17 protein-coding genes, 1 tRNA gene and 2 pseudogenes are annotated in these 24,930 nt (G+C 75.4%); 2 read left to right on the forward strand and 18 right to left on the reverse strand.

Going from position 1 to position 24,930, the window contains the following annotated elements; all coding sequences use genetic code 11:
• Positions 1–67: 67 nt before the first annotated feature.
• Positions 68–141 (reverse strand) — tRNA-Pro (locus MUK52_RS04590).
• A 146-nt stretch (positions 142–287) separates the two neighbouring features.
• On the opposite strand from MUK52_RS04590, the gene MUK52_RS04595 reads away from it, so the two are divergent.
• A complete protein-coding gene (locus MUK52_RS04595) occupies positions 288–989 on the forward strand; it encodes a thiamine pyrophosphate-binding protein (protein ID WP_114055086.1) in 702 nt (233 codons plus the stop codon).
• Positions 990–1,035: 46 nt separating this feature from the next.
• A complete protein-coding gene (locus MUK52_RS04600) occupies positions 1,036–1,932 on the forward strand; it encodes a transketolase family protein (RefSeq protein ID WP_284574786.1) in 897 nt (298 codons plus the stop codon).
• A 9-nt stretch (positions 1,933–1,941) separates the two neighbouring features.
• Here the strand turns inward: MUK52_RS04600 and MUK52_RS04605 are convergent, their stop codons facing one another.
• The 17 genes and pseudogenes from MUK52_RS04605 to MUK52_RS04685 form a co-directional block, all read right to left on the reverse strand.
• Positions 1,942–2,298 (reverse strand): MmcQ/YjbR family DNA-binding protein, encoded by a 357-nt coding sequence (locus MUK52_RS04605; protein WP_284574788.1) that lies wholly within the window; start codon positions 2,296–2,298, stop codon positions 1,942–1,944.
• Positions 2,299–2,387: 89 nt separating this feature from the next.
• On the reverse strand, positions 2,388–2,939 hold the full coding sequence (locus tag MUK52_RS04610; RefSeq protein WP_114055083.1) for a GAF domain-containing protein: 552 nt from the start codon (positions 2,937–2,939) through the stop codon (positions 2,388–2,390).
• Positions 2,936–3,568, reverse strand: a complete 633-nt coding sequence (locus MUK52_RS04615; protein WP_284574789.1) for a GTP-binding protein — start codon at positions 3,566–3,568, stop codon at positions 2,936–2,938. The genes MUK52_RS04610 and MUK52_RS04615 overlap by 4 nt, the downstream gene beginning before the upstream one ends.
• The gene (locus MUK52_RS04620; RefSeq protein ID WP_114058594.1) at positions 3,546–3,953 is read right to left on the reverse strand and encodes a DUF742 domain-containing protein; all 408 of its coding nucleotides are present in this window, start codon (positions 3,951–3,953) and stop codon (positions 3,546–3,548) included. The genes MUK52_RS04615 and MUK52_RS04620 overlap by 23 nt, the downstream gene beginning before the upstream one ends.
• Before the next feature lie 14 nt (positions 3,954–3,967).
• Positions 3,968–4,396, reverse strand: a complete 429-nt coding sequence (locus MUK52_RS04625; protein WP_114058593.1) for a roadblock/LC7 domain-containing protein — start codon at positions 4,394–4,396, stop codon at positions 3,968–3,970.
• A gap of 112 nt (positions 4,397–4,508) precedes the next feature.
• The gene (locus MUK52_RS04630; protein WP_284574790.1) at positions 4,509–6,203 is read right to left on the reverse strand and encodes a sensor histidine kinase; all 1,695 of its coding nucleotides are present in this window, start codon (positions 6,201–6,203) and stop codon (positions 4,509–4,511) included.
• 280 nt (positions 6,204–6,483) lie between these two features.
• The gene (locus tag MUK52_RS04635; protein WP_114055080.1) at positions 6,484–6,669 is read right to left on the reverse strand and encodes a hypothetical protein; all 186 of its coding nucleotides are present in this window, start codon (positions 6,667–6,669) and stop codon (positions 6,484–6,486) included.
• Between the two features lie 230 nt (positions 6,670–6,899).
• Entirely contained in the window at positions 6,900–8,045 is a 1,146-nt protein-coding gene (locus MUK52_RS04640; protein ID WP_284574791.1) for a 3-deoxy-7-phosphoheptulonate synthase, read from the reverse strand.
• The gene (locus MUK52_RS04645; protein ID WP_284574793.1) at positions 8,042–9,442 is read right to left on the reverse strand and encodes a DHA2 family efflux MFS transporter permease subunit; all 1,401 of its coding nucleotides are present in this window, start codon (positions 9,440–9,442) and stop codon (positions 8,042–8,044) included. Before MUK52_RS04645 ends, MUK52_RS04640 begins: the two co-directional genes overlap by 4 nt.
• Complete coding sequence (locus MUK52_RS04650) at positions 9,439–19,437, reverse strand: non-ribosomal peptide synthetase (RefSeq protein ID WP_284574795.1); 9,999 nt, start codon at positions 19,435–19,437, stop codon at positions 9,439–9,441. The genes MUK52_RS04645 and MUK52_RS04650 overlap by 4 nt, the downstream gene beginning before the upstream one ends.
• Complete coding sequence (locus MUK52_RS04655) at positions 19,438–20,223, reverse strand: ABC transporter ATP-binding protein (RefSeq protein ID WP_114055076.1); 786 nt, start codon at positions 20,221–20,223, stop codon at positions 19,438–19,440. It lies immediately after the preceding gene.
• Positions 20,220–21,135: pseudogene (locus MUK52_RS04660) on the reverse strand (FecCD family ABC transporter permease). Before MUK52_RS04660 ends, MUK52_RS04655 begins: the two are co-directional and overlap by 4 nt.
• Positions 21,132–22,107: pseudogene (locus MUK52_RS04665) on the reverse strand (FecCD family ABC transporter permease). The pseudogenes MUK52_RS04660 and MUK52_RS04665 overlap by 4 nt, the downstream one beginning before the upstream one ends.
• Positions 22,104–23,111: an ABC transporter substrate-binding protein gene (locus MUK52_RS04670; RefSeq protein WP_284574797.1), complete on the reverse strand. Its 1,008-nt coding sequence runs from the start codon at positions 23,109–23,111 to the stop codon at positions 22,104–22,106. Before MUK52_RS04670 ends, MUK52_RS04665 begins: the two are co-directional and overlap by 4 nt.
• 69 nt (positions 23,112–23,180) lie before the next feature.
• The gene (locus tag MUK52_RS04675; protein ID WP_114055072.1) at positions 23,181–24,029 is read right to left on the reverse strand and encodes a siderophore-interacting protein; all 849 of its coding nucleotides are present in this window, start codon (positions 24,027–24,029) and stop codon (positions 23,181–23,183) included.
• On the reverse strand, positions 24,026–24,265 hold the full coding sequence (locus MUK52_RS04680; RefSeq protein WP_114055071.1) for a phosphopantetheine-binding protein: 240 nt from the start codon (positions 24,263–24,265) through the stop codon (positions 24,026–24,028). Before MUK52_RS04680 ends, MUK52_RS04675 begins: the two co-directional genes overlap by 4 nt.
• Positions 24,262–24,930 carry an isochorismatase family protein gene (locus MUK52_RS04685; protein WP_216827067.1) on the reverse strand — a complete coding sequence of 223 codons (669 nt, stop codon included), beginning with the start codon at positions 24,928–24,930 and terminating at the stop codon, positions 24,262–24,264. The genes MUK52_RS04680 and MUK52_RS04685 overlap by 4 nt, the downstream gene beginning before the upstream one ends.

The following is a 24,930-nucleotide window of genomic DNA, read 5'->3' on the forward strand; positions in this document are numbered from 1 at the left end:
CCCTAAAACGATCTTGAGGCCGTATCGGATGCTTCCGATACGGCCTCTGACCTGCGACTCTTTCGAGTCGGGACGACAGGATTTGAACCTGCGACCCCTTGACCCCCAGTCAAGTGCGCTACCAAGCTGCGCCACGTCCCGATACCCGCTGACCTGGGGTTTCCCCTCGGCCGAACGCGCATGAGAACAATACCGCACTCCGCCGGGTGGTCGCGCGCACCTTTCCGGCCTCCGGCGCCGCGGCCGGCTCTTGACCTCAAGCAGGCTTGAGGTTGCATGATCCACTCATGTCTCACGCAACCGCGGACCCCGGGGTCCGCCACGAGGACCTGGGGCGCCTGATGGCGCTCATGACGGGGGCCGAGAAGCACGGCCCCGCCGCCACATCCACGCTCGACGTGCTGTGGGTGCTGTACGACCGCGTGCTGCGGGTCGCACCGGAGACGGCAGGCGATCCCGGCCGGGACCGGTTCCTGCTGTCCAAGGGGCACGGCCCGATGGCCTACTACGCCGTGCTCGCCGCGAAGGGGTTCTTCCCCGTCGACTGGCTGAGCGGCTTCGGCTCGTACGACTCCCCCCTCGGCCACCACCCGGACCGCGTCCTGGTCCCGGGAGTGGAGATCGCCAGCGGCTCGCTCGGCCACGGCCTGCCGCTCGCCGTCGGCAGCGCCCTCGGCCTGCGCGCGCAGGGCCTGGCCGATCCGGCCGTGTGGGTGCTGATCGGCGACGCCGAGCTGGACGAGGGCAGCAACCACGAGGCCCTCGCCTACGCGGGCTCCGCGGGCCTGGAGCGCCTGCACACCGTGGTGGTCGACAACGACTCGGCGACGCACGGCTGGCCCGGCGGCATCGCCTCCCGCTTCGAGGCGGCGGGCTGGTCGGCGGTGACCGTGGACGGCCGCGACCACGAGGCGCTTCACGCGGCGTTCACCGCGCCGCACCCCGGCCGGCCGCACGCCGTCGTCGCCCGCGTCGAGAAGAAGGCCTGACCGGCCCGAGGGGAACCCGAGGGTTCCGGAGATTCTGGAGGATTGTGTGGACACCATGCGGGAGCGGTTCGTCTCCGTGACGTCGCAGCTGCTCGACGAGGACCCGCGGCTGGCGCTGGTGCTGGCCGAGATCACCATGGACGGGTTCCGCCCCGCCCGGGAGCGCCACCCCGACCGGGTGCTGAACGTGGGGATCCGGGAGCAGCTGCTGGTCGGGGTGGGCGGCGGGCTGGCCCTCACCGGGCTCCGGCCGATCATGCACACGTTCGCCAGCTTCCTGGTGGAGCGGCCGTTCGAGCAGGTCAAGCTGGACTTCGGGCACCAGGGCACGGGCGGTGTGCTGGTCAGCGCCGCGGCGAGCTACGACTGGCCGGCGGGCGGCTTCACGCACATGGCGCCGGGCGACGTGGCCCTGCTGGACACCCTGGACGGCTGGACGGTGCACGTGCCGGGCCATCCCGACGAGGCGGAGGCGCTGCTGCGGCACGCGTACGCCGCCGGCGACGACAGGGTGTACGTCCGGCTCTCGGCGCTGTCGAACGGGGCGCCGCGCCCCGTGGACGGGCTGCGGACGGAGACCGTCCGGGAGGGCGGCTCGGGGGTGGTCGTCGCGGTCGGCCCGATGCTGGACAACGTCCTCGCCGCGACGGAGGGCCTGGACGTGACGGTCCTGTACGCGGCGACGGTCCGGCCCTTCGACGGGGCCGCGCTGCGCACGGCGGCCGGCCGGGCCGCGGCCGACGTCGTGCTGGTCGAGCCGTACCTGGCGGGCACGTCCACGGGAGCCGCGGCCGAGGCCCTGGTCGACGTACCGCACCGGGTGCTGGGGCTGGGCGTGGGCCGGGCGGAGCTGCGCCGCTACGGCACGGTCGACGAGCACACGGCGGCGCACGGCCTGGACGCCCGCTCGCTGCGCGAGCGGATCACCGCCTTCCTGCGCTGAGGCGGCTGGTCACCGGCGGGCGACCTCGGGGTGCGCCGCGGCGAGCCGCCGCGGGGCCGCCTGGAGCCAGGAGTCGGCGAGGATCGCCCGCAGTTCGGCCACGTCCTCGACGGCCCCGAGGCGGACGCGGAGCCAGGCGTAGCCGTCGTCGTGGCCGGCCCGGAGGAAGAACTTCTCCGGCTCGGCCGCGATGAGCTCCGCCCGGTCCTCCCTGGGGCACTTCACGCCCATCGAGGCGTCGTCGTCCCCGAGGGCGGCGAAGATCCGCCCGCCGACCCGGAAGGCGGGCATGCCCCAGGCGGGCTTCTCACTGCTGTCGGGGAGCGACAGCGCGACCGTACGGACGTCCTCGGCGGTCACGGCCATGGCGAGCCCTCCTTCCGGCACCGTCGGGGCGCTGCGGTCGACCGTAGCGCCTGCTGCGGGCTGCCGCCCGCCGCCCGGCCCCGGGCGGGTCAGCCGGCGCGGCGGGCGGACTCGCGGGCGTGGAGGATCCCGCCGAGTTCCGCGGCCAGCGCCTTGATGCCCGCGAGGCCCTCGGTGCCCCACTTGCGGGGCTCGGTGTCCACCGCGCACACCGTGCCGAGCACCATGCCGCCGCGGTCCGTGAGCGGGGCTCCGGCGTAGCTGCGTACGCCGCTCTCGTCGACGACGGCGTTGCCTGCGAACCGGGCGAAGTCCCGTACGTCCTCCAGGACGAGGGCCCGGCCCCGTACGACGACGTGCGGGCAGTAGCCGCGGTCGCGGGGCAGCACCCGGGCCGGGTAGCCGCTCGCGGGCGCGCCGGGGACGTGGTGCAGGCCGGCGAAGAACTGGCGTTCCTCGCCGACGAAGTTGACGCCGGTGTACGGGGCGCGCAGCTCCTCGGCGATGTGCCGCGCGAAGGCGTCGAGTTCGCCGTCGGCCCGCTCGCCGAGGCCCAGTTCGCGCAGCCGGACGGCGCGGGCGGGCGCCTCCCGGTCGACGGGTGTGAGCAGCAGGTGTCCGGTCGACTCGTAGTGGGTCACGTCGGTTCCCCCCGATCCGTGGGCTGGGCGGGCACGGCCGGTGCGGCCGTGGACAGCAGGTGGTGGACGAGCTCGGCCAGGACGGCCGTCGCGGAGGCCGTGAGCCGGGCGTCGCAGTGGACTACGGGCACGCCGGGCGGGAGCCCGACCGCTTCGCGGACCTCCGCGGCGGTGTAGCGGTGGCCGCCGTCGAACTCGTTGACGGCGACGACGAACGCGATGCCTCGGCGTTCGAAGAAGTCGACGGCGGGGAAGCAGTCGGCGAGGCGGCGGGTGTCGGCGAGGACGACCGCCCCGAGTGCCCCGGCGCACAGCTCCTCCCACAGGAACCAGAAGCGCTCCTGTCCGGGCGTGCCGAAGAGGTAGAGGACGTGGCCCGTGTCCAGGCTGATCCGGCCGAAGTCGAGGGCGACGGTCGTGGCCGTCTTCGCGTCGACGCCGTCGAGGGGGTCGGCGTCCGCGCGGATGCCGCTGAGGAGTTCCTCGGTGCACAGCGGCGGGATCTCGCTGACCGCGCCGACGAAGGTCGTCTTGCCCGCGCCGAAGCCGCCCGCGACGAGGATCTTCAGCGTCGCGGCCCGGGCGGTGGCGGCGGTGCCGCGGGTGTCACAGCCGGCGGCGTAGGCCATCGAGCACCGCCTGCAGGAGGGTCTGGTCGTCGGCGGCGGCGCACGGCCCGCCCCCGCCGGGGAAGCACGGCGCGGACGCCGTGACGGCCCCGGCTTCGACCAGGTCGGACAGGAGGACCTTCGCCACCGCCGCGGGGAGCCGCAGCTGCCCGGCGACCTCGGCGACGGTGACGGCCGCGGCGCCCGCGCAGAGGCGCAGGGCGGCGCTGTGCTCGGCCCCGAGCGGGGCGCGGGGCCGCGCCCCGGTCGCGGTCAGCGAGGAGAGCAGGTCGAGGGCGACGGCCGGGCGGGTGCGGCCGCCGCTGGCCGTGTACGGGCGTACGACCCGCCCCGCGGAGTCGTCGAGCCAGGGCGCCGGCTCGCGCGGGCCCCCCTTGCCGGGCACGGCGCGGGCCCGGATCACTCCGCTGCGGCGGCGGGCCGCCGGGGCGGGGCCGCCAGGTAGGGGCGGACGCTCTTGACGAGCATGGCCATCTCGTAGCCGAGGACGCCGGCGTCGGCTTCGCGGTCGGCGAGGACGGCGAGGCAGGTCCCGGATCCGGCGGCCGAGACGAACACGAGGGCGGTGTCGAGTTCGACGACGACCTGCCGCACCTCGGCGCCGTCCCCGAACCTGGCTCCGGCGCTGCGGCCGAGGGAGTACAGGCCGGAGGCGAGGGCAGCCAGGTGGTCGGCGGCGTCCGCGTCGAGGCCGTGGAGGCAGGTGACGAGGCCGTCGCGGGTCAGCAGCACGGCGCTGCGGGTGTAGGGGACGCGCTGCACGAGTCCGCTGAGCAGCCAGTCGAGGTCCGAGAGCCGGCTGGTCGCCGTTGCGGTGTCGCCGCCCATGGTGGTGCGCTCCTTGCTGGGTCCGGGGCCGGGTTCCGGCGTCGGGGTGGGGGTGGGGGTCACGTCTCGCCGTCCGCCTGGGCGAGGCCGAAGCCGCGTTGGAAGGCGGCCATCAGGTGCGGGTCGTGGACGGGCTGATCGGGTGCGGGCGGGCGGGCCGGTGCGGGGTGTCGCGCAGTCCGGGCGCGAGGTGTGACTGGGCGCGCCGGCGGGGCAGCGGCGGCCGCCCGGCCGCGGCCGCGGCCCGCCCGGCCGGTACGGGCACGCCCGCGGCGTCGGGGCCGGGGGGTACGGGCCAGGGGGCCGGGGCAGGGGCCGGGTTGCCGGGCGGTACCCGCCACGGGGCAGCGGCGGGCGCGGCGGCCGGAGCGGGGCCGCCGGGGAGCGGGGGCCCGGCGGCGCGGGCCGGCTCCGGCGCGGGGCGGGCCGGTTCCCGGGGCTCCGGGACGGCGGGCGCCGGGAGGCGGGGGTCGGCGTACGGGCCCGTCTGCGCCGGCGCCTGCATCCGGGCCGGGGCGGCGGCGGGGGGCGCGGCGGGCGCCTCCGGCCGCGGTACGGCCACCCGGGCCGGCTCCAGCGGCGGCGCGGCCGGAGCGCCGTTCCCCGTGGTGGGCCCGGTCAGCGGGCCGTTTCCGGTGCCCCAGGAGGTGGCCCGGGAGCCGCCCTGCCCCTCCCCCGCGCCGGAGGCCTGGGCTCCGAGCAGGTCCTGGGGCAGGACGAGCACGGCGTCCAGGCCGCCGTAGATGTTCGTCTTGAGCTCGACGGCGATGCCGTGCCGGCGGGCCAGCGCGGACACCACGAACAGGCCGATCCGCCCGTCGGCGAGCAGGTGCCGGACGCTGACCTGGTCGGGGTCGGCGAGGAGCGCGTTCATCCGGTGCAGTTCGGCGGCGGGCATCCCCAGTCCGCGGTCCTCGACCTCCACGGCGATGCCTGCGGTGACCCGTTCGGCGCGCAGCACGACGTCGGTGTCGGGGGCGGAGAACACGGTGGCGTTCTCGACGAGTTCGGCCAGCAGGTGCACGACGTCGGCGACGGCGTGCCCGCGGACGGTGCCGCCCGCCGGCGGCACCACCTTCACGCGCGTGTACTGCTCGACCTCGGCGACGGCCGAGCGCAGCACCTCGCCGAGGTCGATGGGCCGGGTCCACTGGCGGCGGGAGGCGGCGCCGCCGAGCACGGCGAGGTTCTCGGCGTGGCGGCGGATCCGGGTGGCGAGGTGGTCGACGTGGAAGAGCTCCTTGAGGAGGTCGGGGTCCTCGACGGTGTCCTCCAGGCCGTCGAGGAGCGTGATCTCCCGGTGCACGAGGGACTGGAGCCGGCGGGCGAGGTTCATGAACACCTCGACCTTCCGGTCGCTGTCGGAGGGCGCGGCGGGTCCGGCGACCCGTACGAGCGCGGTGTGCGCCTGCTCGCGGGCGCCGCGCAGCTCCTGGGCGAGCAGCCAGAACTCGTCGACGCGCCCGGGGTCGGTGCCGGGGGGCGGGCCGGTGGGGCCGCCGCGGACGGGCCGGTTCGGTGCCTCGCCGCGCTCCAGCCGTTCGGCGGCCGTCCGCAGCTCCTGGCGGCCGCGGATGCTGGAGCGGCGCAGGGCCTCGCAGCGGTCGCGGACGGCCTTGGCGGAGCGCTCGGCGCCGAGGAAGGCGGCGGCGAGCGCGCCGGCGACGAGCAGGGCGCAGCCGACGAGGACGGGCCACAGGCGCGGGTCGCGGTGTCCGGAGCCGCCGCCGAGCTGCAGGGTGAAGATCACGGCAGCGGTCCCGCTGAGGCCGGCGGCGAGGGCGGGCAGCACGGCCGCGCGCACCATCTGGGGCCTTATCTGCCGCCCGGGACCGCCGGCGGCGTGTCTCGACGGGGTGTGGCGGGCAGCGCGGGGTCCGGACATCGGCGTCCTCTACGTGGGGCCCGGGCTCCCCGGGGTATCCGGAGCCCGGTGTTGATCACCGGGTACCCACGCTAGACCGCATCCTCACGCCGCCGATGACGAGTTGGGGAAGTTCACCGGGGTGCTTCCTGCTCCCGGTGGACCGCTCGCACGACCGCCCGAATCCGCGGAGCGCGGATGTCCGGGCGGCCGCGGTCCGGGATCAGGCGGCCTGGTCCCTGCGGAGCCAGGCGATTCCGCCGGCGATGCTCACGGCACCGGTGAGGGGCACCGTGACGGCGGTGGCACTGTCCCCGAACGCCGGAGCGGCAAGCGCGGCAAGCAGACAGAACCCGGCGGCAGCCCACATGAGCCCCTCGCCCCGAACCCGCATCCGAATCCTGCTCACGCGTCTTCCTCCTTGGTCATCACACGGTCAACAAGGCGACGGGGAGATCCGCAAGAGAGAGCACGGCACACGGCACGGGCCGAATGGCGCCGCGCCGACGGCAGGACCGCACGCGCAGCACGCTGCACGCAAAGGACATGCCTTTCCCCCCGGTTGAACCTGCCGGTGGTCAGCCGGCACCCGTCACGCTACCAAACGGCGTTCGCCGGGAGCGGGGCCGCAATGCCAGGTCACGGGCCGTCCGGGACGTGCACCGCGCCCGTGCGCACCGCCGGCCACCCGCCCGGGCCCCGGCTCCGGCGGTGGGAGGCCAGGGCCAGGCTTTCGAGCAGCGGGACGGTGCGGGACCAGCCGAGGCAGGAGTCGGTGACGCTCACGTCGGGGCGCAGCTGCGGGGCGTGGGGGTCCTGTCTCCCGTCGGACAGGTATGACTCGATCATGACGCCGGCCAGGGAGGGGTCGCCGCCGGTGATCTGCCCGGCCAGGTCGGCGACCACGGCCGGCTGGCGGTTGTGGTCCTTGCCGCTGTTGCCGTGGGAGGCGTCGACCACGATGCGCCGGGGGAGGCCGGATGCGGCGAGGGCCGAGCGGGCCTTCGCGATGCTCTCCCGGTCGTGGTTCGGGGTGGGACCGCCGCGGAGGACGAGGTGGGCGTCGGGGTTTCCGGCGCTGCGGAGCGTGGTGAGGCGGCCGTCGGAGGAGAGGCCGGGGAGGGTGTGCGGGTGGGCTGCGGCCTGGACTGCGGCGATCGCGGTGTCCGTGCTGCCGGAGACGCAGTTCTTCATGCCGACCGGCATGGGGAGCCAGGAGGCCAGGTGGCGGTGGGGCTGGCTGGCTACGGTGCGCGCGCCGATGGCGGCCCACGACACCGTGTCCGCCACGTACGGGGCGAGGGCGGGATCCACGAACTCGTACGCGAGGGGCAGGCCCGTGGCGGCCGCCTCCGTCAGGAAGGACCGGCCGAGGCGCAGACCCCCGTCCAGGTCGGCCCTGCCGTCGAGGGAGGGGGAGGTGAGCAGGCCGGTCCAGCCAGTGACGGTGCGGGGCTTCTCAAGGTAGGCGCGGAAGACGAGGACCAGGTCGTCGGCGAGGCGCTCCGCGGCGTCGGCGAGCAGCGCCGCGTACTCCAGTGCGGCGGCGGTGTCGTGGACCGAGCAGGGCCCGACGACGACGAGCAGGCGGGGGTCCCGGCGGGCGAGGACGGCGGCGACGGTGTCGCGGTGCCGGGCGACGGCTTCGGCGCCCGCCGGGGGCAGGGGGTGGGCCGAGGCCAGCTCGGCGGGCGTGGGCAGCGGGCGGGCCGTGGCGAGATCGGCCGGCGTGGGCAGCGGGCGCACCGCGGCGGCGTCGGCCGGTGCGGGGAGGGGACGGGTCATGACTTCCTCACGTGGGTACGGGGCAGCCTGGTGGCCCCGGCGGCGGCGAGCAGGCAGAAGCCGAGCACCCACCAGAAGGTGTCGGCGAACGCCCGGGAGATGTCCGGGCCTCGGGCGGCGAGCCGGTTCTGGAGGACCACGGCGAGAGCCGCGGTGCCGACCGAGCCGCCGACGGTGTTGAGCAGGTTGAGCGCTCCGGACGCCCGTGGGAGGTGTTGGGGCTCGGTCCGGCTGTAGACGATGTTCATGACGGGCGCGCCGACCATCGCCATCCCGGCGCCGCGGACCACGAGGGCCGAGGCGACGGCGGCGTCCGGGAGTCCGTGGCCGAGCCAGGTGAACGGGAGCGTGCCGGCGACGATCAGCGCGATGCCGGAGACCGCCAGGGTCCGCGGGACGGTCTTGTCGATGGTGCGGTTGACCAGGACGGACCCGGCCGCCGCGCCCAGGCCCTGGGGGGCGAGCAGCAGCCCGGCCTCCCAGGGCGACAGCGCGCGGCCGGTCTGGAAGTACAGCGGCAGCAGGAACGTCGTCCCGAAGACCGACGCGCCCAGGACCAGGAGTGCCAGTGCGGCGGCGCCGAACGGCGGGCGGGCGAACAGCCGCGGGTCGACGAGCGGTGTGCGGCGGGTCCTCAGCCCGTGCACGGTGAAGGCGGCCAGCATCGCCAGGCCTGCCGCCACGGCGAGCGCGGACGGGAGGGTCCGGCCGTGGGCCGCCTCGGTCAGTCCGAGTACCAGCACGGCCAGGCCGGGCGAGAGCAGCAGCGCCCCGCGCAGGTCGAAGGCGGTCCGCCGGTCCGACGGCGGAATGTCGGGCACATGGCGGCGGGCGAGCAGCACCGCGGCCGCCCCGATGGGCAGGTTGACGAGGAACAGCCACGGCCAGGGTGCCACCGCGAGGAGGGAACCGCCGGCCAGCGGGCCGAGGACGGGGGACAGCAGCGGCACGACCGCGACGATGCTGATCACCCGCCCGGTGCGGCCGGGGCCGGCGACGCGGGCCAGGAGGGCCTGCCCGGTGGCGGGCAGCAGCCCGCCGCCGAGGCCCTGGAGTACGCGGAACACGGTCAGGCTGGTCGCCGACCAGGCGAGCGCGCACAGCGCCGAGCCGAGCAGGAACACCCCCACCGCGGCGAGCCAGGTGCGGCGGCCGCCGAACCGGTCGGCGAGCCAGCCGGACGCGGGCACGGCGGCCACGACGGCCAGCAGGTAGGCGGTGCTGATCCACTGGACCTCGGCGACGCCGGCCCCGAACTCGTCGGCCAGGGTGTCGATCCCGACGCTGACGATCGTGGCGTCGATCGTCGCCATGAAGGTGCCGAGGACCAGGATGAACGCGATCCGCAGCAGCCCCCGGTCGACCCGCTCGGCCGGCGGGGCGGCGTCCGCGCTCATCGGTGCTCCAGGAGGGTGCGCACATCGTCGTCGAGGCGGCTGCCCAGGGTGCGGAGCAGGTCCAGGAGTTCCTCGGCGAGGCCGTCGGCGTCCACCCCGGGCCGGCGGGCGAGGACTCCGGTCCAGCCGTCGCCGTCGGGCATGACGGTCAGGGTCACCGGGTGGTGCGTGGCCTCGCGGAACCGGGTGCCGACGACGGTCAGTCCGGGGGCGGGTTCGCGCAGCCGGTCCGGGTCCACCGGGTAGTTCTCGAACACCACGAGGCTGTCGAACAGCCTGCTGCGGCCGGTCAGCCGTTCCAGGTCCGTCAGGGCGACGTGGTGGTGCTCGACCAGTGCCCGCTGCCTGGCCTGCAGGTCGTGCAGCACGTCGGCGAGGGTGCCCGCGAGTCGTGCGCGTACCGGGACGGTGTTGGCCAGCAGGCCGATGATCTCCTCGACCCCCTCCAGCTCCGGGGGCCGGCAGGCGACCATCGCGCCGAAGCAGACGTCGTCACGGCCGGACCTGCGCGCGAGCAGCACCGACCAGGCGCCCTGGACCAGCGTGTTCCGGGTCAGGCCGCGCTGCGCGGCGAGCTCGGACAGCTCGGCGACCAGCGCCGCGTCGAAGGCGATGACCTCGGGCTCCTGCCAGGCGGGCCCGAGTTCCCGGGCCCCCAGGTAGTCCCCCTCGGGCAGACCGTCCAACTCGGCCGCCCAGGGGGCGAGGGCGGGCTCGTGGCCGGCGCGCCAGCTCAGGTAGTCGGCGAACGGCACGGGAGCGGACAGGCCGGGTTCCTCGCCGCTCAGGCGTGCGGTGTACAGGGCGAACAGCTCGGTGAGGATGCGCGGTGCCGACCAGCCGTCGGAGAGGACGTGATGGCTGGTCAGGACCAGGTCGGCGCGTTCGGGGGCGCGCCGGATCACGGTCAGCCGGTACAGCGGCCCCCGGGCGAGGTCGAACGGCTCGGCGAGGTCGGCGGCCAGTACCTCCTCCGCGGGCCCGTCGGACACGCGGAACTCCGGCCGGGCCGCCTCGGGGATCACCGCGAGGTCGGCGGGGAACACGGCGCCCAGGTTGGGGTGGCGGGCCAGCAGGTCGGCGCCGGCTGCGCGCAGGGCGTCGAGGTCGAGCGGCCCGGCCAGGGAGAACGCCGACTGCACGGTGTACGGGTCGGGGCGCTCGGTGCGGGAGTGCCGCAGCATCACCTCCTGGAGGGGGGTGAGCGGTTGTACCTCGGCGGCCCGGCGGCCGCCGTCGAGCGCCCGGATCTCCGGCGCGGCGGCGGTCCGCAGCAGCGCGGTCCTCAGGTGTCCGGCCAGGTCCTCGATCTCGGCGGCGGTGAACAGTGCGGACGGCCAGGTGACGCGGATCCGCAGCGCGTCGTCGCGTACCAGGGCGTTGACCATCAGGCTGTGCGGCAGGGGAAGCCCGGCGGAGCCGCCCGAGCCGAGCGGGTCGGCGTCCGGCGGCGCCTGCCAGGGGGTCTCCTCGGCCGGGGCGCCGGGGAACTGCCCGAGGTAGTTCCAGGCGATCTCCGGCCGTACCGGGTCCAGCAGGCCGGCGGTGGTGAGGACGCCGTGGCCGAGGCCGTCGCCCTGGGCGCGCAGCCGCTCCGCGACGGCCTTGACGCCGTCGTCGGCGTGGACCCGTACCGGGTGGACGGCGGTGAACCAGCCGACGGTCTGCGAGAGGTCGACGTGCGGCGGGCGCCCGTGGCTCTCCAGCGCGACCAGCAGCTCCCGTGTGCCGCGCCAGGCCCGGACCGCCTGGGCGAGCGCCGAGAGCAGCACGGCGTCCGGTGTGGTGCGATGGGCGGCGGGCAGGGTCGTGACCAGGGCGCGGGTGGCGTCGGCGTCGAGCCGGATCTCGTGGTGGGCCGCGGTGGCCGCGGTGTCCCGGGCGGGATCGAGGGGCCGGCCGATCGCCGGCGTGGCGGTCATCCGCTGCCAGTGCGGCAGTTCGGCCGTCCGGTCGGCTTCGTGCAGGGAGCGGGCCCAGCCGAGGAACGACTGGCCGTGCCGGGCCAGCGCGCCGCCGGAGTGGGCGTGCCGGATGTCGTCCAGCAGGATGCGCCAGGACACGCCGTCGGCGACGAGGTGGTGGGCGAGCAGGACGAGCCTGCCCGGCCGGGCGGGACCGGCGTCGACCCACAGGGCGCGCAGCAGCGGGCCGGTGCGCGGGTCCATCGTGTCGCGGGCCCGGGCGGTCCAGGCGTCGATCCGGGACCGCGGCTCGTCGTCGGCCGGTATGCGGGTCAGCACGTCGGCTGCCGTCACGGCGCCGGCGGGAGGGATGCGCAGCACGGTGTCGCCGTCGGCCAGGCGGGCGCGCAGCACGTCGTGCCGGGCCAGGACGGCGTCGATCACGGCCTCCCAGGCGGCCTCGTCGCCGCCCGGGGGCACGCAGAGCTCCACCCACTGGCAGAAGCCGTCCGCGGCGGTGCCGGCGCGGTGCAGCAGGTCGTGCATGACCGGCGTCAGCGGGGCGTCGCCGACGGCGGGAGCCCCGCCGTCGCCGAGGGTGCGGGCCAGCGCCGCGATCCCGGCGACGGTCACTCCCCCGAACACGTCGCGGGCGGTCAGGCCGAGACCGCGGCGGCGGGCCCGGGACACCACCTGAAGGGCCACGATGCTGTCGCCGCCGATGGCGAAGAAGTCGTCGTCGGGTCCGATGGCGTCGGCTCCGAGGACGTCCCGGAACACGTCGAGCAGCACCGCCTCGGCCCCGGTGGCGGGTTCGCGCCGCGCCGCGGCGGCGGTCTGCGGGTCCGGCAGCGCGGCGGTGTCGAGCTTTCCGCCGGGGGTCAGCGGCAGCCGGTCGAGGGTGGCGAGGGCGGCGGGGACCATGTGGTCGGGCAGCTCCGCGGCCAGGTGGGCGCGCAGCTGTGCGGTGTCGGGGGCGGCGCCGTCGGTCGGGATGGCGTATCCGACGAGCCTGCCGTCGCGCACGATCACCGCGGCGGCGCGGACGTCGGGGTGGCGGGTCAGGGCGGATTCGATCTCGCCCAACTCGACGCGGAAGCCGCGGATCTTGACCTGGTGGTCGACTCGGCCGAGGAACACGAGCTGCCCGTCCGCGCGCCACCGTACGCGGTCGCCGGTGCGGTACATCCGCTCGCCGGGAGGGCCGTACGGGTCGGCGACGAAGGCCGCGGCGGTCAGGGCGGGGCGGCCGAGGTAGCCGCGGGCCAGGCTCGGCCCGGCGAGGTAGAGCTCGCCCGTCACGCCGGTGCCGACCGGCTGGAGCCCGCCGTCGAGCACGTAGGCGCGGACGTTGGGGTCGGGGCGGCCGATGGGCAGCGGACCGGCGCCGTCGTCCTCGTCGGGGTCGTACCGCCAGGTCACGGCGTTGATGGTGGCCTCGGTGGGCCCGTAGGCGTTGAAGAGCGCCCTGCGGCCGGTGCCCCAGCGCCGCGCCAGGCCGGGGTCGAGGCGCTCGGCTCCGACGACGAAGAACACGTCGGGGTGGACCGTGCGGTCGTCGGGCATGGCGGCCAGGAACGACGGCAGCAGGTTCACTCCGGTCACGCGGTGCTCGGCGATGTAGTCGAGCAGTTCGTCGCCGGGTACGCGCACCTCCTCGGGGGCGATCACGGACGTGCCGCCCGACAGCAGCGGCACCATGGTCTGCCAGAACGCGACGTCGAAGCCGGTCGACGCGAAGTGCAGGTAGCGGTCGTGCTCGGTGACGCCGACGACCTCCTCCTGGAGGGCGACCAGGTCGGGCACGCCGCGGTGGGTGAGCCCGACTCCCTTGGGCCGCCCGGTGGTGCCGGAGGTGTAGATGACGTACGCGAGGGAGTCGTCGGTGAGAGCGGCGCGCGCCCCGGCCGGGTCGGTGTCCGGTGCGGAGGCGAGCGTGGCCGGTTCGTCCAGCCTGAGTACCGGTAGGTCGCGGTCGACGGGCAGTTCGGCCCCGGTCGTCACGACGGCGGCCGGCGCGATGTCGTCGAACATGTAGGCGAGCCGGTCCCGGGGGTAGGCGGCGTCCATCGGCACGTACACGGCACCGGCCTTGGCCACGCCGAACAGCGCAACGGTCATCTCGACGTCGCGGCCCAGCAGGACCGCCACCGGGTCCTGGGGCCGCACCCCGCGCTCGATGAGCGCGTGGGCCAGCCGGTTGGCCTGCCGGTCCAGTTCGGCATAGCTGAGGCTGCGGTCGCGGCAGACCAGGGCTTCCGCGTCGGGCTTGCGGCGCACCCATCCGGCGAACTCGTCCAGCCAGTGCCCGCGTTGCCTGGCGGGCACGGCCTCCGTGCCGGTACGGAGCATCCGCTCGCGCTCGTCGGGGCCGAGGGCGGGCAGCCGGACGGCGGGCCGCACCGGGTCGTCGACGATCTCCCGCAGCAGGTTGTGCAGCCAGCGGCCGTAGTCGCGCACGGTCGCCTCGGCGAAGGCGCGCGGCTGGTAGCCGAGGCCGATGGTGATCTCGTCTTCGGGGATCACGATCACGGTCAGCGCATAGTGGGTGGCGTCGGTGATGTCCACTGCGGCCAGTTCCAGGCCCGGGGCGAGCGGGGTGCGCTTCCGGCTGGACAGCGGGAAGTTCTCCACCACCAGCATGGTGTCGAAGAGTTCGCCGAGGCCCGCTGCCCGCTGGATCCCGGGGAGTCCGACGTGGTGGTGCTCCGCGAGGGCGACGCTGTCGGCGTGCACGTCCGCCAGGAGGTCCCGCGCGGTCTGGTCCTGGGTGTGCCGGACGCGGACCGGGATGGTGGTGCCGAGCTGGCCGATCATCGACTCGACGCCGTCGACCTCGGAGGGCCGCCCGGACACCGGGCAGCCGAAGACGACGTCCCGGCTCCCGGTGAGCCTGCCCAGGAGCAGGCCCCAGGCGGTCTGGAGCACCGTGGTCAGGGTGACGCCCTGCTCGCGGGCGAAGGTGCGCAGCCGGTCGCTGAACTCCCGGCCCAGCGCGAGCGTCACGCGGCCGGGCCGCTCGACGCCGGTGCCGGTGCCCGCCGGTGCCAGGCGCGTCGCGTCGTCGAGTCCGGCCAGGGCGTCCCGCCACGCGTCCAGGGACGCGGGGTGGTCCCGGCCTGCCAGCCACCGGAAGTACTCCGCCAGCGGCGGGGCCGCGGGTGCGGCGGGGCCGCCGCCGAGTTCGGCGTAGAGGGCGAGCAGGGTGCGGCCGACCAGCGGCATCGACCAGCCGTCGAGCAGGGCGTGGTGGTTGGTGATCACCAGCTTGTGCTCGGCCGGGCCGGTCCGGGAGAGCAGGAAGCGGATCAGCGGCGGTCTGGCCGGGTCGAAGGGGCGCTCCAGTTCGGCGCGGGCGGCCTCGGGGAAGCGGTCGTCGCACCGCCACTCCAGGAGGGTGCCGGCGGGCACCACCTGCACCACGTCGTCGCCGGCCTGGGCGAGGTACACGCGCAGGGCGGGTTGGCGGCGCAGCAGTTCGCGGGCGGCCTCGGCCATCCGGTCGGGGTCGAGTTCGCCGACCAGGGTGGTCACGGCCTGGACGACGTAGACGTCGGTGTCGCGGTCGTCGCGGACCTGGGTGTGGAAGGAGAGTCCGACCTGGAGCGGGGTGGCGGGCAGGACGTCGGCGACCGGTCCGGCGGCGGCGCCTTCGAGCGCGTCGATGGCGGCCTGGTCGAGGTCGACGAGCGGCAGGTCCGACGGGGTGAGGCCGCCCGCGGTGTCGCGCGCGTGGGCGGCGAGCGCCTCCAGTGCCGCGTCCCAGGCCGTCTGCAGCGCCGCGACCGCTTCGGTGCCGAGCACCCCGGTCGCGGCGGTCCACTCGACGGCGAGCCGGGGCGCGCCCTCCTCGTGGACGAAGCAGTTCAGGGCCAGGACCTGTTCCAGGGCCTTGGCGCCGGGTTCGGTCACCGAGAAGGCGTCCTGCTCGGGCAGCTGCCAGCCCGTGCCGGGCAGGGGGGCGAACCGGCCGAGGTAGTTGAGCAGCACGTCCGGCGGCGGGGTGGCGGACAGCTCGGGGCCGGCCACCGGGTCGAGGGAGCGCAGGACGCCGTAGCCGAGGCCGCCGTCGGGGACGCCCCGCTTGGCCTCCTTGGCCGCGCGCAGCACCTGCCGCACGTCGCCGGCCGTGGGGACGCGGACCGGGTACTCGCTGGTGAACCAGCCGACCGTACGGGACAGGTCGAGGTGTTCGCGGCCGTGGCCCTCCATGGTGACGGCCACCGCCTCGCCGGCCGGGCCCCACGCGCGCAGGGCCAGTACGAGCGCTGCCAGCAGCACCTCGTCGGCGCCTGCCCGGTAGGCGGCGGGCAGGGTCGTCAGCACAGCCTCGGTGGCCTCGGCCGTGGCGAGGGTGACGGACCGGTGGGCGGTGGACACGGTGTCCCGCTCCTGGTCGAGCGGGCGGGCGCCCAGCCGTACGGCGGAGTCGAGCGCGGTCCGCCAGTGGTCGAGCTCGTCCCGCCGTGCTCCGGTCCTGCCCTGTTCGGCGAGGAGTGCTGCGTGCCGCCGCCATGACGCCCCGACGGGGGCGAGGCTGCCGCCCGTGCAGGCCGTCTGGAGGTCGGGCAGGAGCACCCGCCAGGACACGCCGTCCATGGCGAGGTGGTGGACGACGACGACCAGGCGGTCCGCCGTGCCGTCGCCGGTGCGCAGCAGCGCAGCCCGCACCAGGTCGCCGGCGCGGGGGTCGAGCTCCTCGGCGAGGCGCTCCGCGAGGGCGGTCGGGTCGGTGCCGGGGACTTCGCGGACGTCGGCCTTCACGGCCTGCTTCGGCAGTACCTCCAGTCCGTCGCCGCCGACCCGCAGCCGCAGCGCGTCATGGTGGTCGAGCACGGTCTGCACGCCCGTGGCGAGGTCGTCGAGGGCGAGCGTGTCGACGCGCAGGGCCGTCCACTGCGCGTAGCCGGCGACGGTGTCCACGTCGGGGTGCGGGTCGAGCAGGCCGCGCACGATCGGCGGCGCCGGCACCGGTCCGGTCGGCTCGTCCGCCGGCTCGGCCGCGTCGTCCACCGGCACGGAAGAGGCGGCCAGGGCGGCGAGGCTGCGGCGTGCCAGGAGGTCCCGCGGCCGCAGCACCAGGCCCTTGGCCCGCAGCCTGCTGCTGACGGTGATCGCGGTGATGCTGTCGCCGCCGAGGGCGAAGTAGTCGTCGTCCACGCCGACCCGCTCGATGTCGAGCACCTCGGCGAGGACCCCGCACAGCAGGCGCTCCCGCTCGGTGCGGGGCTCGCGGCCGCCGCCGGTCGCCGCGGGTGCGGGAAGGGCGGCGCGGTCGAGCTTGCCGTTGGGGGTGAGCGGCAGCGCGTCGAGCACCACCACGGCGGCGGGCACCAGGTGGTCGGGGAGCCGCTCGGCCAGGTGGGCGCGCACCGCCTCCGGGGTGGCGGAGGCGGACACGACGTAGCCGACCAGCCGCGAGGAGCGGACGGCGGCGGCGGCCGCGGTGACGCCGGGTACCGCGCCGAGTGCGGCCTCCACTTCCCCGGTCTCGACGCGGTGGCCGCGGATCTTGACCTGTCCGTCGCTGCGGCCCAGGTACTCCAGGCCGCGGCCGGGCACCCAGCGCGCCAGGTCGCCCGTGCGGTACATGCGGTCGCCGGGTGAGCCGAACGGGTCGGCGACGAAGCGTTCGGCGGTCGCGCCGGGCCGGCCGAGGTAGCCGCGGGCCAGGTGCGGTCCGGCCAGGTACAGCTCGCCCGCGGTGCCGCGCGGCACCGGTTGCAGGGCGCTGTCGAGCAGGTAGGTCCGGGTGCCGGCGAGCGGGTGGCCGATCGTCGGGGTGTCGCCGTCGATCCGCGCGGTACTGCTGGTGACGGATGCCTCGGTCGGCCCGTACATGTTGCGCGCGGCGGTCCCGGATCCGGCGATGCGGCGCCACAGCGCGGGCGGTGTCGCCTCTCCGCCGAGGACGAGCAGGGTGGGGCGGAGGTCGAGCAGTCCGCCGTCCAGCAGGGGTGCGGCCATCGACGGGGTGGTGTCGACGATGTCGATGCCGTCGCGGGCGCAGGCGGCGAGGAGTGCGTCGGCGTCGCGGGTCGTCTCGGCGTCGTAGACGTGCAGTTCGTGCCCGCAGAGCAGCCAGACCAGGTGCTCGAACGCGGAGTCGAAGGCGAACGAGTAGGTGTGGGCGGCGCGCAGCCGCCTGCCGGCGGCGCGTTCGGCCTCCGCGACGACGGTCGCCCGCTGGTGGTGCAGGAGTGCGGCGAGTCCGCCGACCCGGCCGAGCACCCCCTTGGGGCGTCCGGTGGAGCCGGAGGTGTGGATGACGTAGGCGAGGTGGTCGGGGTGCCGGGGTTCGGCCAGTTCACCTGCCGTCAGGGGAGTGCCGGGAAGTCCGGCGGCCTCGCGGACGAAGGAGTCCCAGGGCAGGCCGGCGACGGATCCGTCGGTGAGGACGAGCGCGGGGCGGGTGTCGTCGACGAGCGCGCGCAGCCGCTCCTGCGGGTGGGCGGCGTCCAGCGGCAGGAAGGCGGCTCCGGCGTCCATCACGGCGAGGAGGGCGGCCACCAGGTCGGCGGAGCGCGGCAGGGCGAGGGCCACGACGTCGCCGGGGCCGATCCCGCGGGCCCGGAGGGCGCGGGCGAGCCGGTGTACGCGGTCCGCGAGCTCCCCGGCGGACAGCCGGTCCGCACCGCACACCAGCGCGGTGCGTGCGGGGTCGGCGGCGGCCATGGCGTCGAAGGCGGTGGGGACGTCCAGGGGGGTGCCGGGCAGGGCACACGGCGACCAGTCGGCGAGGAGGCGGTCCACGTCGCCGGCGAGGGCGATCCGGCCCACGGGCCGGCCGTCGACCAGGTCGGCCAGCAGGGTGCGCAGGCCGGCCAGTCTGCCGTCGACGGCGGCTTGGTCGGTGCTGCGGGCGTCGACCTCGAAGCCGAGCAGCAGCCCGCCGTCGCGCGTCGGCAACACGCTCAGCCCCATGTCCTCGGGCGGGCCTCCGGCGACGTTGCGCATCACGCCGGTGGCGCCGGCGAAGTCGATCGCCAGGTCGAACGCCTTGAGGTTGATGCCGCGTCCGTGCAGGAGGGCGCCGGCGCCGGGCGCGCCGAGGTCGCGCGGCAGGTCCTCGCCGCGGTAGCGCTGGTGGTCGCGCATCTCCCGCATGGCGGAGGCGACGCTGCGGCTCAACTCCCCCAGGCGGTCGCCGGGGTGGACGGCGACCCGCAGCGGCAGCACGTTGACGGCCATGGCGGGGGTGCGCAGTTCGGCGGAGCCGGTCCGGCACATCAGCGGCAGCGCGAACACCACGTCGGTGCGGCCCAGCGCGCGGTGCAGGTACGCGGCGTAGCAGGCGATCAGCGCCTCGCCCCAGGTGACGCCCTCCCGGTCGGCGAACGCGCGGAGGCGGGCGGTCTCTTCGGGGGTGACGACGGCGCGGGCGGTCAGGGTGTGCTCGGGCGGACCGGCGGCGGTGTCGGGGTCGCCGAGGGGCCCGAGGTCGGGGAGCGGGGTGAAGCGCTCGACCCAGTACGCGCGGTCCTCGGCGGACTTGTCGCTGTCCCGGTAGGCGCGGTCGGCGGCGAGGAGGTCGGCGAAGCGGCCGAAGGGGGACGGCGGCGCCTCGGTGCTGCGTACGAGGGCGGTGTAGCGGGCGGCGGTGCGGCGGGCGAGCATCGCGGCGGTGTAGCCGTCGAAGACGAGGTGGTGGCCGAGCTGCGTGTACCAGACCTCGCGCTCGGAGAGCCTGATGACGGTCCGCGTGTACAGCGGCCGGTCCACCATGCCCCGGCACTGCCCGGCGGCCCGGGCCCGTTCGGCGTCGACGAGCGCGTGGGCTGCCGCCCTGGGGTCGGCTTCGCCGCTGACGTCGGCGACGCGGGGCGGCAGGACCGGTTCGCCGCTGATCGTCTGGCGCGGGCCGTCCGGGGTGTCGTGGAAGCGCAGCCGGAGGCTTTCGGCCTCCTCCGTGGTGGCGCGGACCGCCTCGGCGAGGGCGTCGGCGTCGACGGGGTCCGCGCCGGATATCTCCACGACGTCGCCGACGAGGTAGTACGGCGAGTCGGGTTCGAGGCGCTGGGCGTTCCAGATGCCCAGCTGGGCACTGGTCAGTGCGTGCAGGTCGTCCGGGGACACGCGTGCGGTGGTCACTTACTCTCCTTGCAGGGTGGGGACGACCATCGGCGTGGCGGTCACCGGGTCGGGGATGATGACGCTCGGCAGGTCGAACACGTCCTTGATCAGCGCTGCGTCCACGATGTCGGCGGGGGCGCCCTCGGCGACCACCCGCCCGTCCTTCATGGCGACCAGGTGGTCGGCGAACCGGCACGCCTGGTTGATGTCGTGGAGGACGGCGATCACGGTGCGTCCCTCGTCGCGCAGCCCGGCCAGCAGGCCGAGCAGCTGGTACTGGTGGGTGATGTCGAGGAAGGAGGTGGGTTCGTCGAGCAGCAGGCAGGGCGTCCGCTGGGCGAGCACCATGGCCATCCAGACCCGTTGCCGCTGCCCGCCGGAGAGTTGCTGCACGGGCCGCTCCGCCAGGTCGGCGACGCCGGCGGCGGCCATCGCGTCGGCGACCGCCTCCTCGTCGCCCTGCGACCACAGCGCCAGGAGCGGCTGGTGGGGGAACCTGCCTCGGCGTACGAGCTGTCTGACCTTGATGTCTTCGGGGGCCTGGGGGTCCTGCGGCAGGAAGCCGAGCTGCTTGGCGAGTGCCTTGGGCGGGTACCGCCCTACGTCCCGTCCGTCGAGGTGTACGTGGCCGGCGGTGGGGCGCAGCAGCCGGACGAGGGCGCGCAGCAGGGTCGACTTCCCGCAGGCGTTGGGGCCCACGATGGCGGTGAACGCACCGTCGGGGACGTCGAGGCTGAGGCCGGTGGAGACCACCCGGTCGCCGTGGCGCAGGGTGATCTCCCGCGCGGTCAGGCGTGCGGTCACGTTCGTCTCACTTCCTTGGCCAGCAGCCAGATCAGGTAGCAGCCGCCGATCGCGGTGCTCACGACGCCGACGGGCAGCGCGACGGGCGCCAGCAGCATCCGGGCGAGCAGGTCGGCGCCTTGGAGGAGCACCGCACCGGTCAGCGCGGCGGGGAGCAGGGGCACGCCGGCCGCTCCGGTGAGCCGGCGGCCGATCTGCGGGGCGGCGAGGGCGATGAAGGCGATCGGTCCGGCCACCGCGGTCACCGTGGCGGTGCAGCCGACTCCGGCCAGCACCATTAGCAGCCGCAGCCGGTCGAGCCGCACCCCGGTGGCGGCGGCGACCGCGTCGCCGAGCGCCGCCTGGTGCATGGCGTGGGCGCGGGAGGCGATGAGGGCCGTCAGCACGGCGATGACGGCGAACGGGATCCGGAGGTCGGGCCAGCCGATGCCGTTGAGGGAGCCGGCGCTCCAGCCGACCGCGGCGATCGCCACCTCCAGTTCGGCGCGCAGCACGATCCACGAGTTGACGGCGGTCACCATCGCGTTGACCGCGATGCCGATCACCACCAGCCGCAGCCCCGAGAAGCCCCGGTCGAAGGAGAGGAGGTAGATCGCTGCGGCGGTGGCGAGCCCGCCGAGCGAGCCGCGGAGCGGTGCGGAGGCCGGACGCCGGTGAGGGCCCAGGGTTGCGGGTGAGGTTCCGCCCCGCGAGGCCGAGCGCGTGAAGACGGCCCGCCGTGACGCGCGGCAGCCGCCACTCCGTGATCACCACGGAGCGCTCCGCACCGGTGAGTGCGGCGAACACCCTGCCCGGTGAGGACCAGGACGCGCCGTGGCAGAGCCCGAGCAGGGCCAGGCCGAGCCCGGTGGCGGCCAGCACCGCCGCGAGCGCGACCGTGCGGCGTTCGGCGTGCAGTCCGAGGATGTTCACAGTGATCCCTCCCCGTGGCGGCGGACGGAGCGGATCAGCACGGGGCCGCCGAGGAATGCGGTGACGATGGCCACCGGCACCTCGCAGGACCGGTCCCAGGACCATCGCGTGGAGCAGCAGCCACAGCGAGGAGCCGGCCGCCGCTCTGCGGACCAGGTGCGGCACGACCAGCCCGATGAAGAGGATCGGCCCGGCCACCGCGGTCGCCGCCCCGGTGAGGACGGTGATCAGCACCAGCGTCGCGGTCCGCACCCGGGTGACGCCGGCGCCCAGTGTGTGCGCCACGCTCTCGCCCAGCGTGAGGGCGTCGAGGGAGCGGCTCAGCAGCAGCGCCCCGAGCAGGCATGCCCCGATGGCGGCCAGCGGCAGTGCCAGGGGCGCCTGTTCGCGGGCCGCCAGCGAGCCGACGGACCAGAAGCGGTAGACGTCGAAGACGTCGGGGAGCATGAGCCTCATGCCGAGGGCGACGCCGCTGAGCACCGCGGTGAGGGCCACGCCGGCGAGGACCAGGCGCAGCGGCGAGGTACGCCCGATCGCGGCGACCAGGAGGGCCGCGCACACCGAGCCGGCGATGGCGAAGCCGAGCTGGCCGGCCTGCCCGGCGGCCAGGCCGAGGGCCGAGCCGACGGTGACGGCGAACCCGGCGCCCGCGGTGACCCCGAGGATGCCGGGCTCGGCCAGCGGGTTGCGGGCCAGCGTCTGGATCAGGGCGCCCGCCACCGCCAGCGCCGCGCCCACGGCGACGGCCAGCAGGGCGCGGGGCGCCCGGACGTTCCGGACGATCACGTGGTCGTCGGTGCCCTGGAAGTCCACCAGCGCCCGTACGACCTCGGCGGGCGGGACCGGGCGGGCACCGACGCCGGTGCTGAGCACGGCGACCACTGCCAGCAGCAGCAGTCCGCCGGCCAGCAGAGCGGCCTGCGGCGCGGGCCGCACGGATCCGGCCCGGGACGCGCGGCCTGCGGGCGTCACTGCTTCAGCAGGGGCGCGAACGCCGTGTCGATTGCCTCCAGGGTCTGGACGGCCTGCCCGTAGGTGGCGGCTTCGGTGTGGCGGATCGGGAAGGCCTTCCCGGCCTTGACGGCGGGCAGGTTCTTCCACAGCTCGGATTCCATGACGTACTTCACCGACTCGGGCAGGCTGCCGTCGGCCTTGACGGAGTAGGTGACGGCGTCCGCTGCGCCGAGGGAGGCGGGCAGCTCCTCCAGGGAGGGGTACTCGCTGACCCCCTTGGAGCCGGGACCGGGCTTCTTGACCTGGCCGTAGTAGGAGGCGCCGATGTTCTCGGCGACGTTGGTGCCCCACGAGCCGCTGAACTCGCGCTGGAAGGTGCCCTTGGCGGCCTCGCCGTACGAGCCGACGTGGCCGAACTTGAGCGGGGCCAGCGCGTCCTTGTACTTCTTGGCCAGTTCGGCGGCCTTGGCCTCGTACGCGGCCTGCACGGTGTCGAACTGCTTGAGTGCGCCGGCGGCGTCGGCCTGCCTGCGCGAGAGGTCGCGCCACGCGGACGGCACGGTGGGGCCGATGGCGACGACGGGGGCGATCGACTCCAGCCGCTTGACGTCGATGTCGCCCAGGACGGGGGCGGGGACGCCGATGACGATGAGGTCCGGTTCGGCCGCGGCGACGGCCTCGTAGTTGGTCTCGGTGGCCTGCTCGCCCGCCACCTTGGGCAGCTTGTTGTAGGCGGCCAGCGCCTCCTTGCCCATCATCGGCTCCCCGCGCTTCCACGTGGAGATCCCGACCAGGGGCGCACCGGCCTCGATCAGGGCGGGCACGGCGTAGCCGGTGGCCACGACGCGCTTCGGGGCGGCGGGGATCGTGATCTTCCCGTTGTCGGCGGCGAACACCCGGGTCCGGTTCTCGGCGCCGGCCCTGCCGGCCGGGTCGGCTGCGTTCTTCGACGAGCCGCATCCGGTCAGGGCCAGGGCGAGGGCCAGGGCGCCGATCAGGCCGGAGGATCTGCGTACGGACATGCGAAAGCTCCTTGAGGTTAGGTAAACCTAACCTTAGTTGATCTCTAGGGGTGGGGGGTACACGGCTGGTCAGTGGTCGTCGTCGTAGTCGGCGACCCCGCGCTTCCAGTAGCCGGTGATGTCCTGGTCGGCCCTGTCCAGCCGCAGGTCGTCGCGGGCCCAGCGGCGCAGCGGCTTGAGCTGCCCGGCCTCCCCCGCGGCCCAGACGAACACCCGCTCGCCCACGGGCACGGCCAGCGCGGTCACAGCCCGCGCCAGGGCATCGCCGGTGCCCGCGGGCCGGCCGCCGCGGTGCAGCCAGTGCACCTCGAAGCCGTCGGGTGCGGAGAGCTCGATCTCCTCCTCCGCGTCCGCGACTTCGAGGAACGCCCAGCCCCTGGCGGTCCTCGGCAGCTCCTCCAGCCGGCGGGCGATCGCGGGCAGTGCCGTGATGTCGCCCGCCAGCACGTAGCGGTCGTAGGCGTCGGGGACGACCAGCCCGCCGGGCGGTCCCGCGACGTGCACGACGGCGCCCGGACGGGCCGCGCGCGCCCAGTCCGACGCGAGGCCGTTCCCGTGCAGGGCGAAGTCGATGTCGATCTCGCCCGCCACCGGGTCGTGGCGCCGCACGGTGTACTCGCGCGAGGTGGGGGCGGGCCGCGGCCACGCCAGCACCGTGCCGTTCTGCTCGGGCAGCCGCAGCGAGCCGTCCGGCTCCGGGAAGAGCAGCTTGACGTGCTCGTCCGGCGCGTGGGCCTCGAAGCCCGCGGCGCCCCTGCCGCCGAGCGTCACCCGCAGCAGGCCGGCGCCGACCATGGCGGTGCGGACGACCTCCGCCTTCCGGACGCGGATCGGGTAGCCCACCTTCTCGGCGTGGCGGCCCGCCCGGACCTCCGCCATCCGCTCCAGGTGCCGGTGCCGGTGGTCGGCCCTGGTCATGCCTGGCCTCCCGTCAGGAGGGCCAGCCAGTGCGCCAGTTCCGGCCGCTCCGCCAGGTCGGGGAACTCCAGCGACTCCGCTCCGGCAGCACGCCAGCGCTCCACGAGCACCATCGTCCGCATCGAGTCCAGGCCGTGGTCGAAGAGGTTGTCCTCGGGCCCGATCTCGGCGGGCTCACAGCCCAGCAGTCCCGCCACGTCGGCCCTGACGCCGTCAAGCGTGAAGTCCCGGCTCATCGCCCGGCTCCCGCGGGGACCGGGGCGGCCAGCGCGGCCAGCGCGTCCGCCGTGGTGGTGACGACGCCGCAGCGCTGGGCGACGTACGCGCACGCCTGGTCGTGGCGTTCGCGGGAGAAGTCGGCGACAGCGTCGGCGACGAGGAAGGGCTGGATGTCGCGCATGAACGCCTCGACCGCGGTGGCCTGGCAGCCGATGTGCGCGTAGACCCCGGTGACGAGGAGCTGGTCGCGGCCCAGCGCCGAGAGCTGTTCGGCGAACGTGCTGCGCTGGAACGCGCTGTAGCGCCACTTGGCCAGGACGGTGTCGGCCTCGGCCGGGGCGAGTGCGGGCACGATGTCCGCGGCCTCCGGGTCCGCGTCGATGACCGCGCCGATGCCGTCGCCCCAGAACTCGGTGAGCAGGCCCCGGTCCGCAGGCGCCTGCCGGCCGGGCTGGGCGGTGTAGAACACCGGGACCCCTTGCGCGCGGGCGTGTGCGGCGAGCCGCGCGATGTTCGCCGTCACCTCGGGCACCGGCGCCCCGGCGTACGGTGCGAGGAAGTAGCGCTGCATGTCGTGGACGAGCAGGGCCGCACGGCCCGGCTCGGGCAGCCACTCCACCCGCCCTGCGGGCAGGTCGGCGGCCGCCGGGAGCGGGTAGGGCCGTATCGTGGGCAGGGACAT

The organism is Streptomyces sp. 2P-4, assembly GCF_030167965.1.
In the GTDB taxonomy this organism is placed as follows: Bacteria; Actinomycetota; Actinomycetes; order Streptomycetales; family Streptomycetaceae; genus Streptomyces; species Streptomyces globosus_A.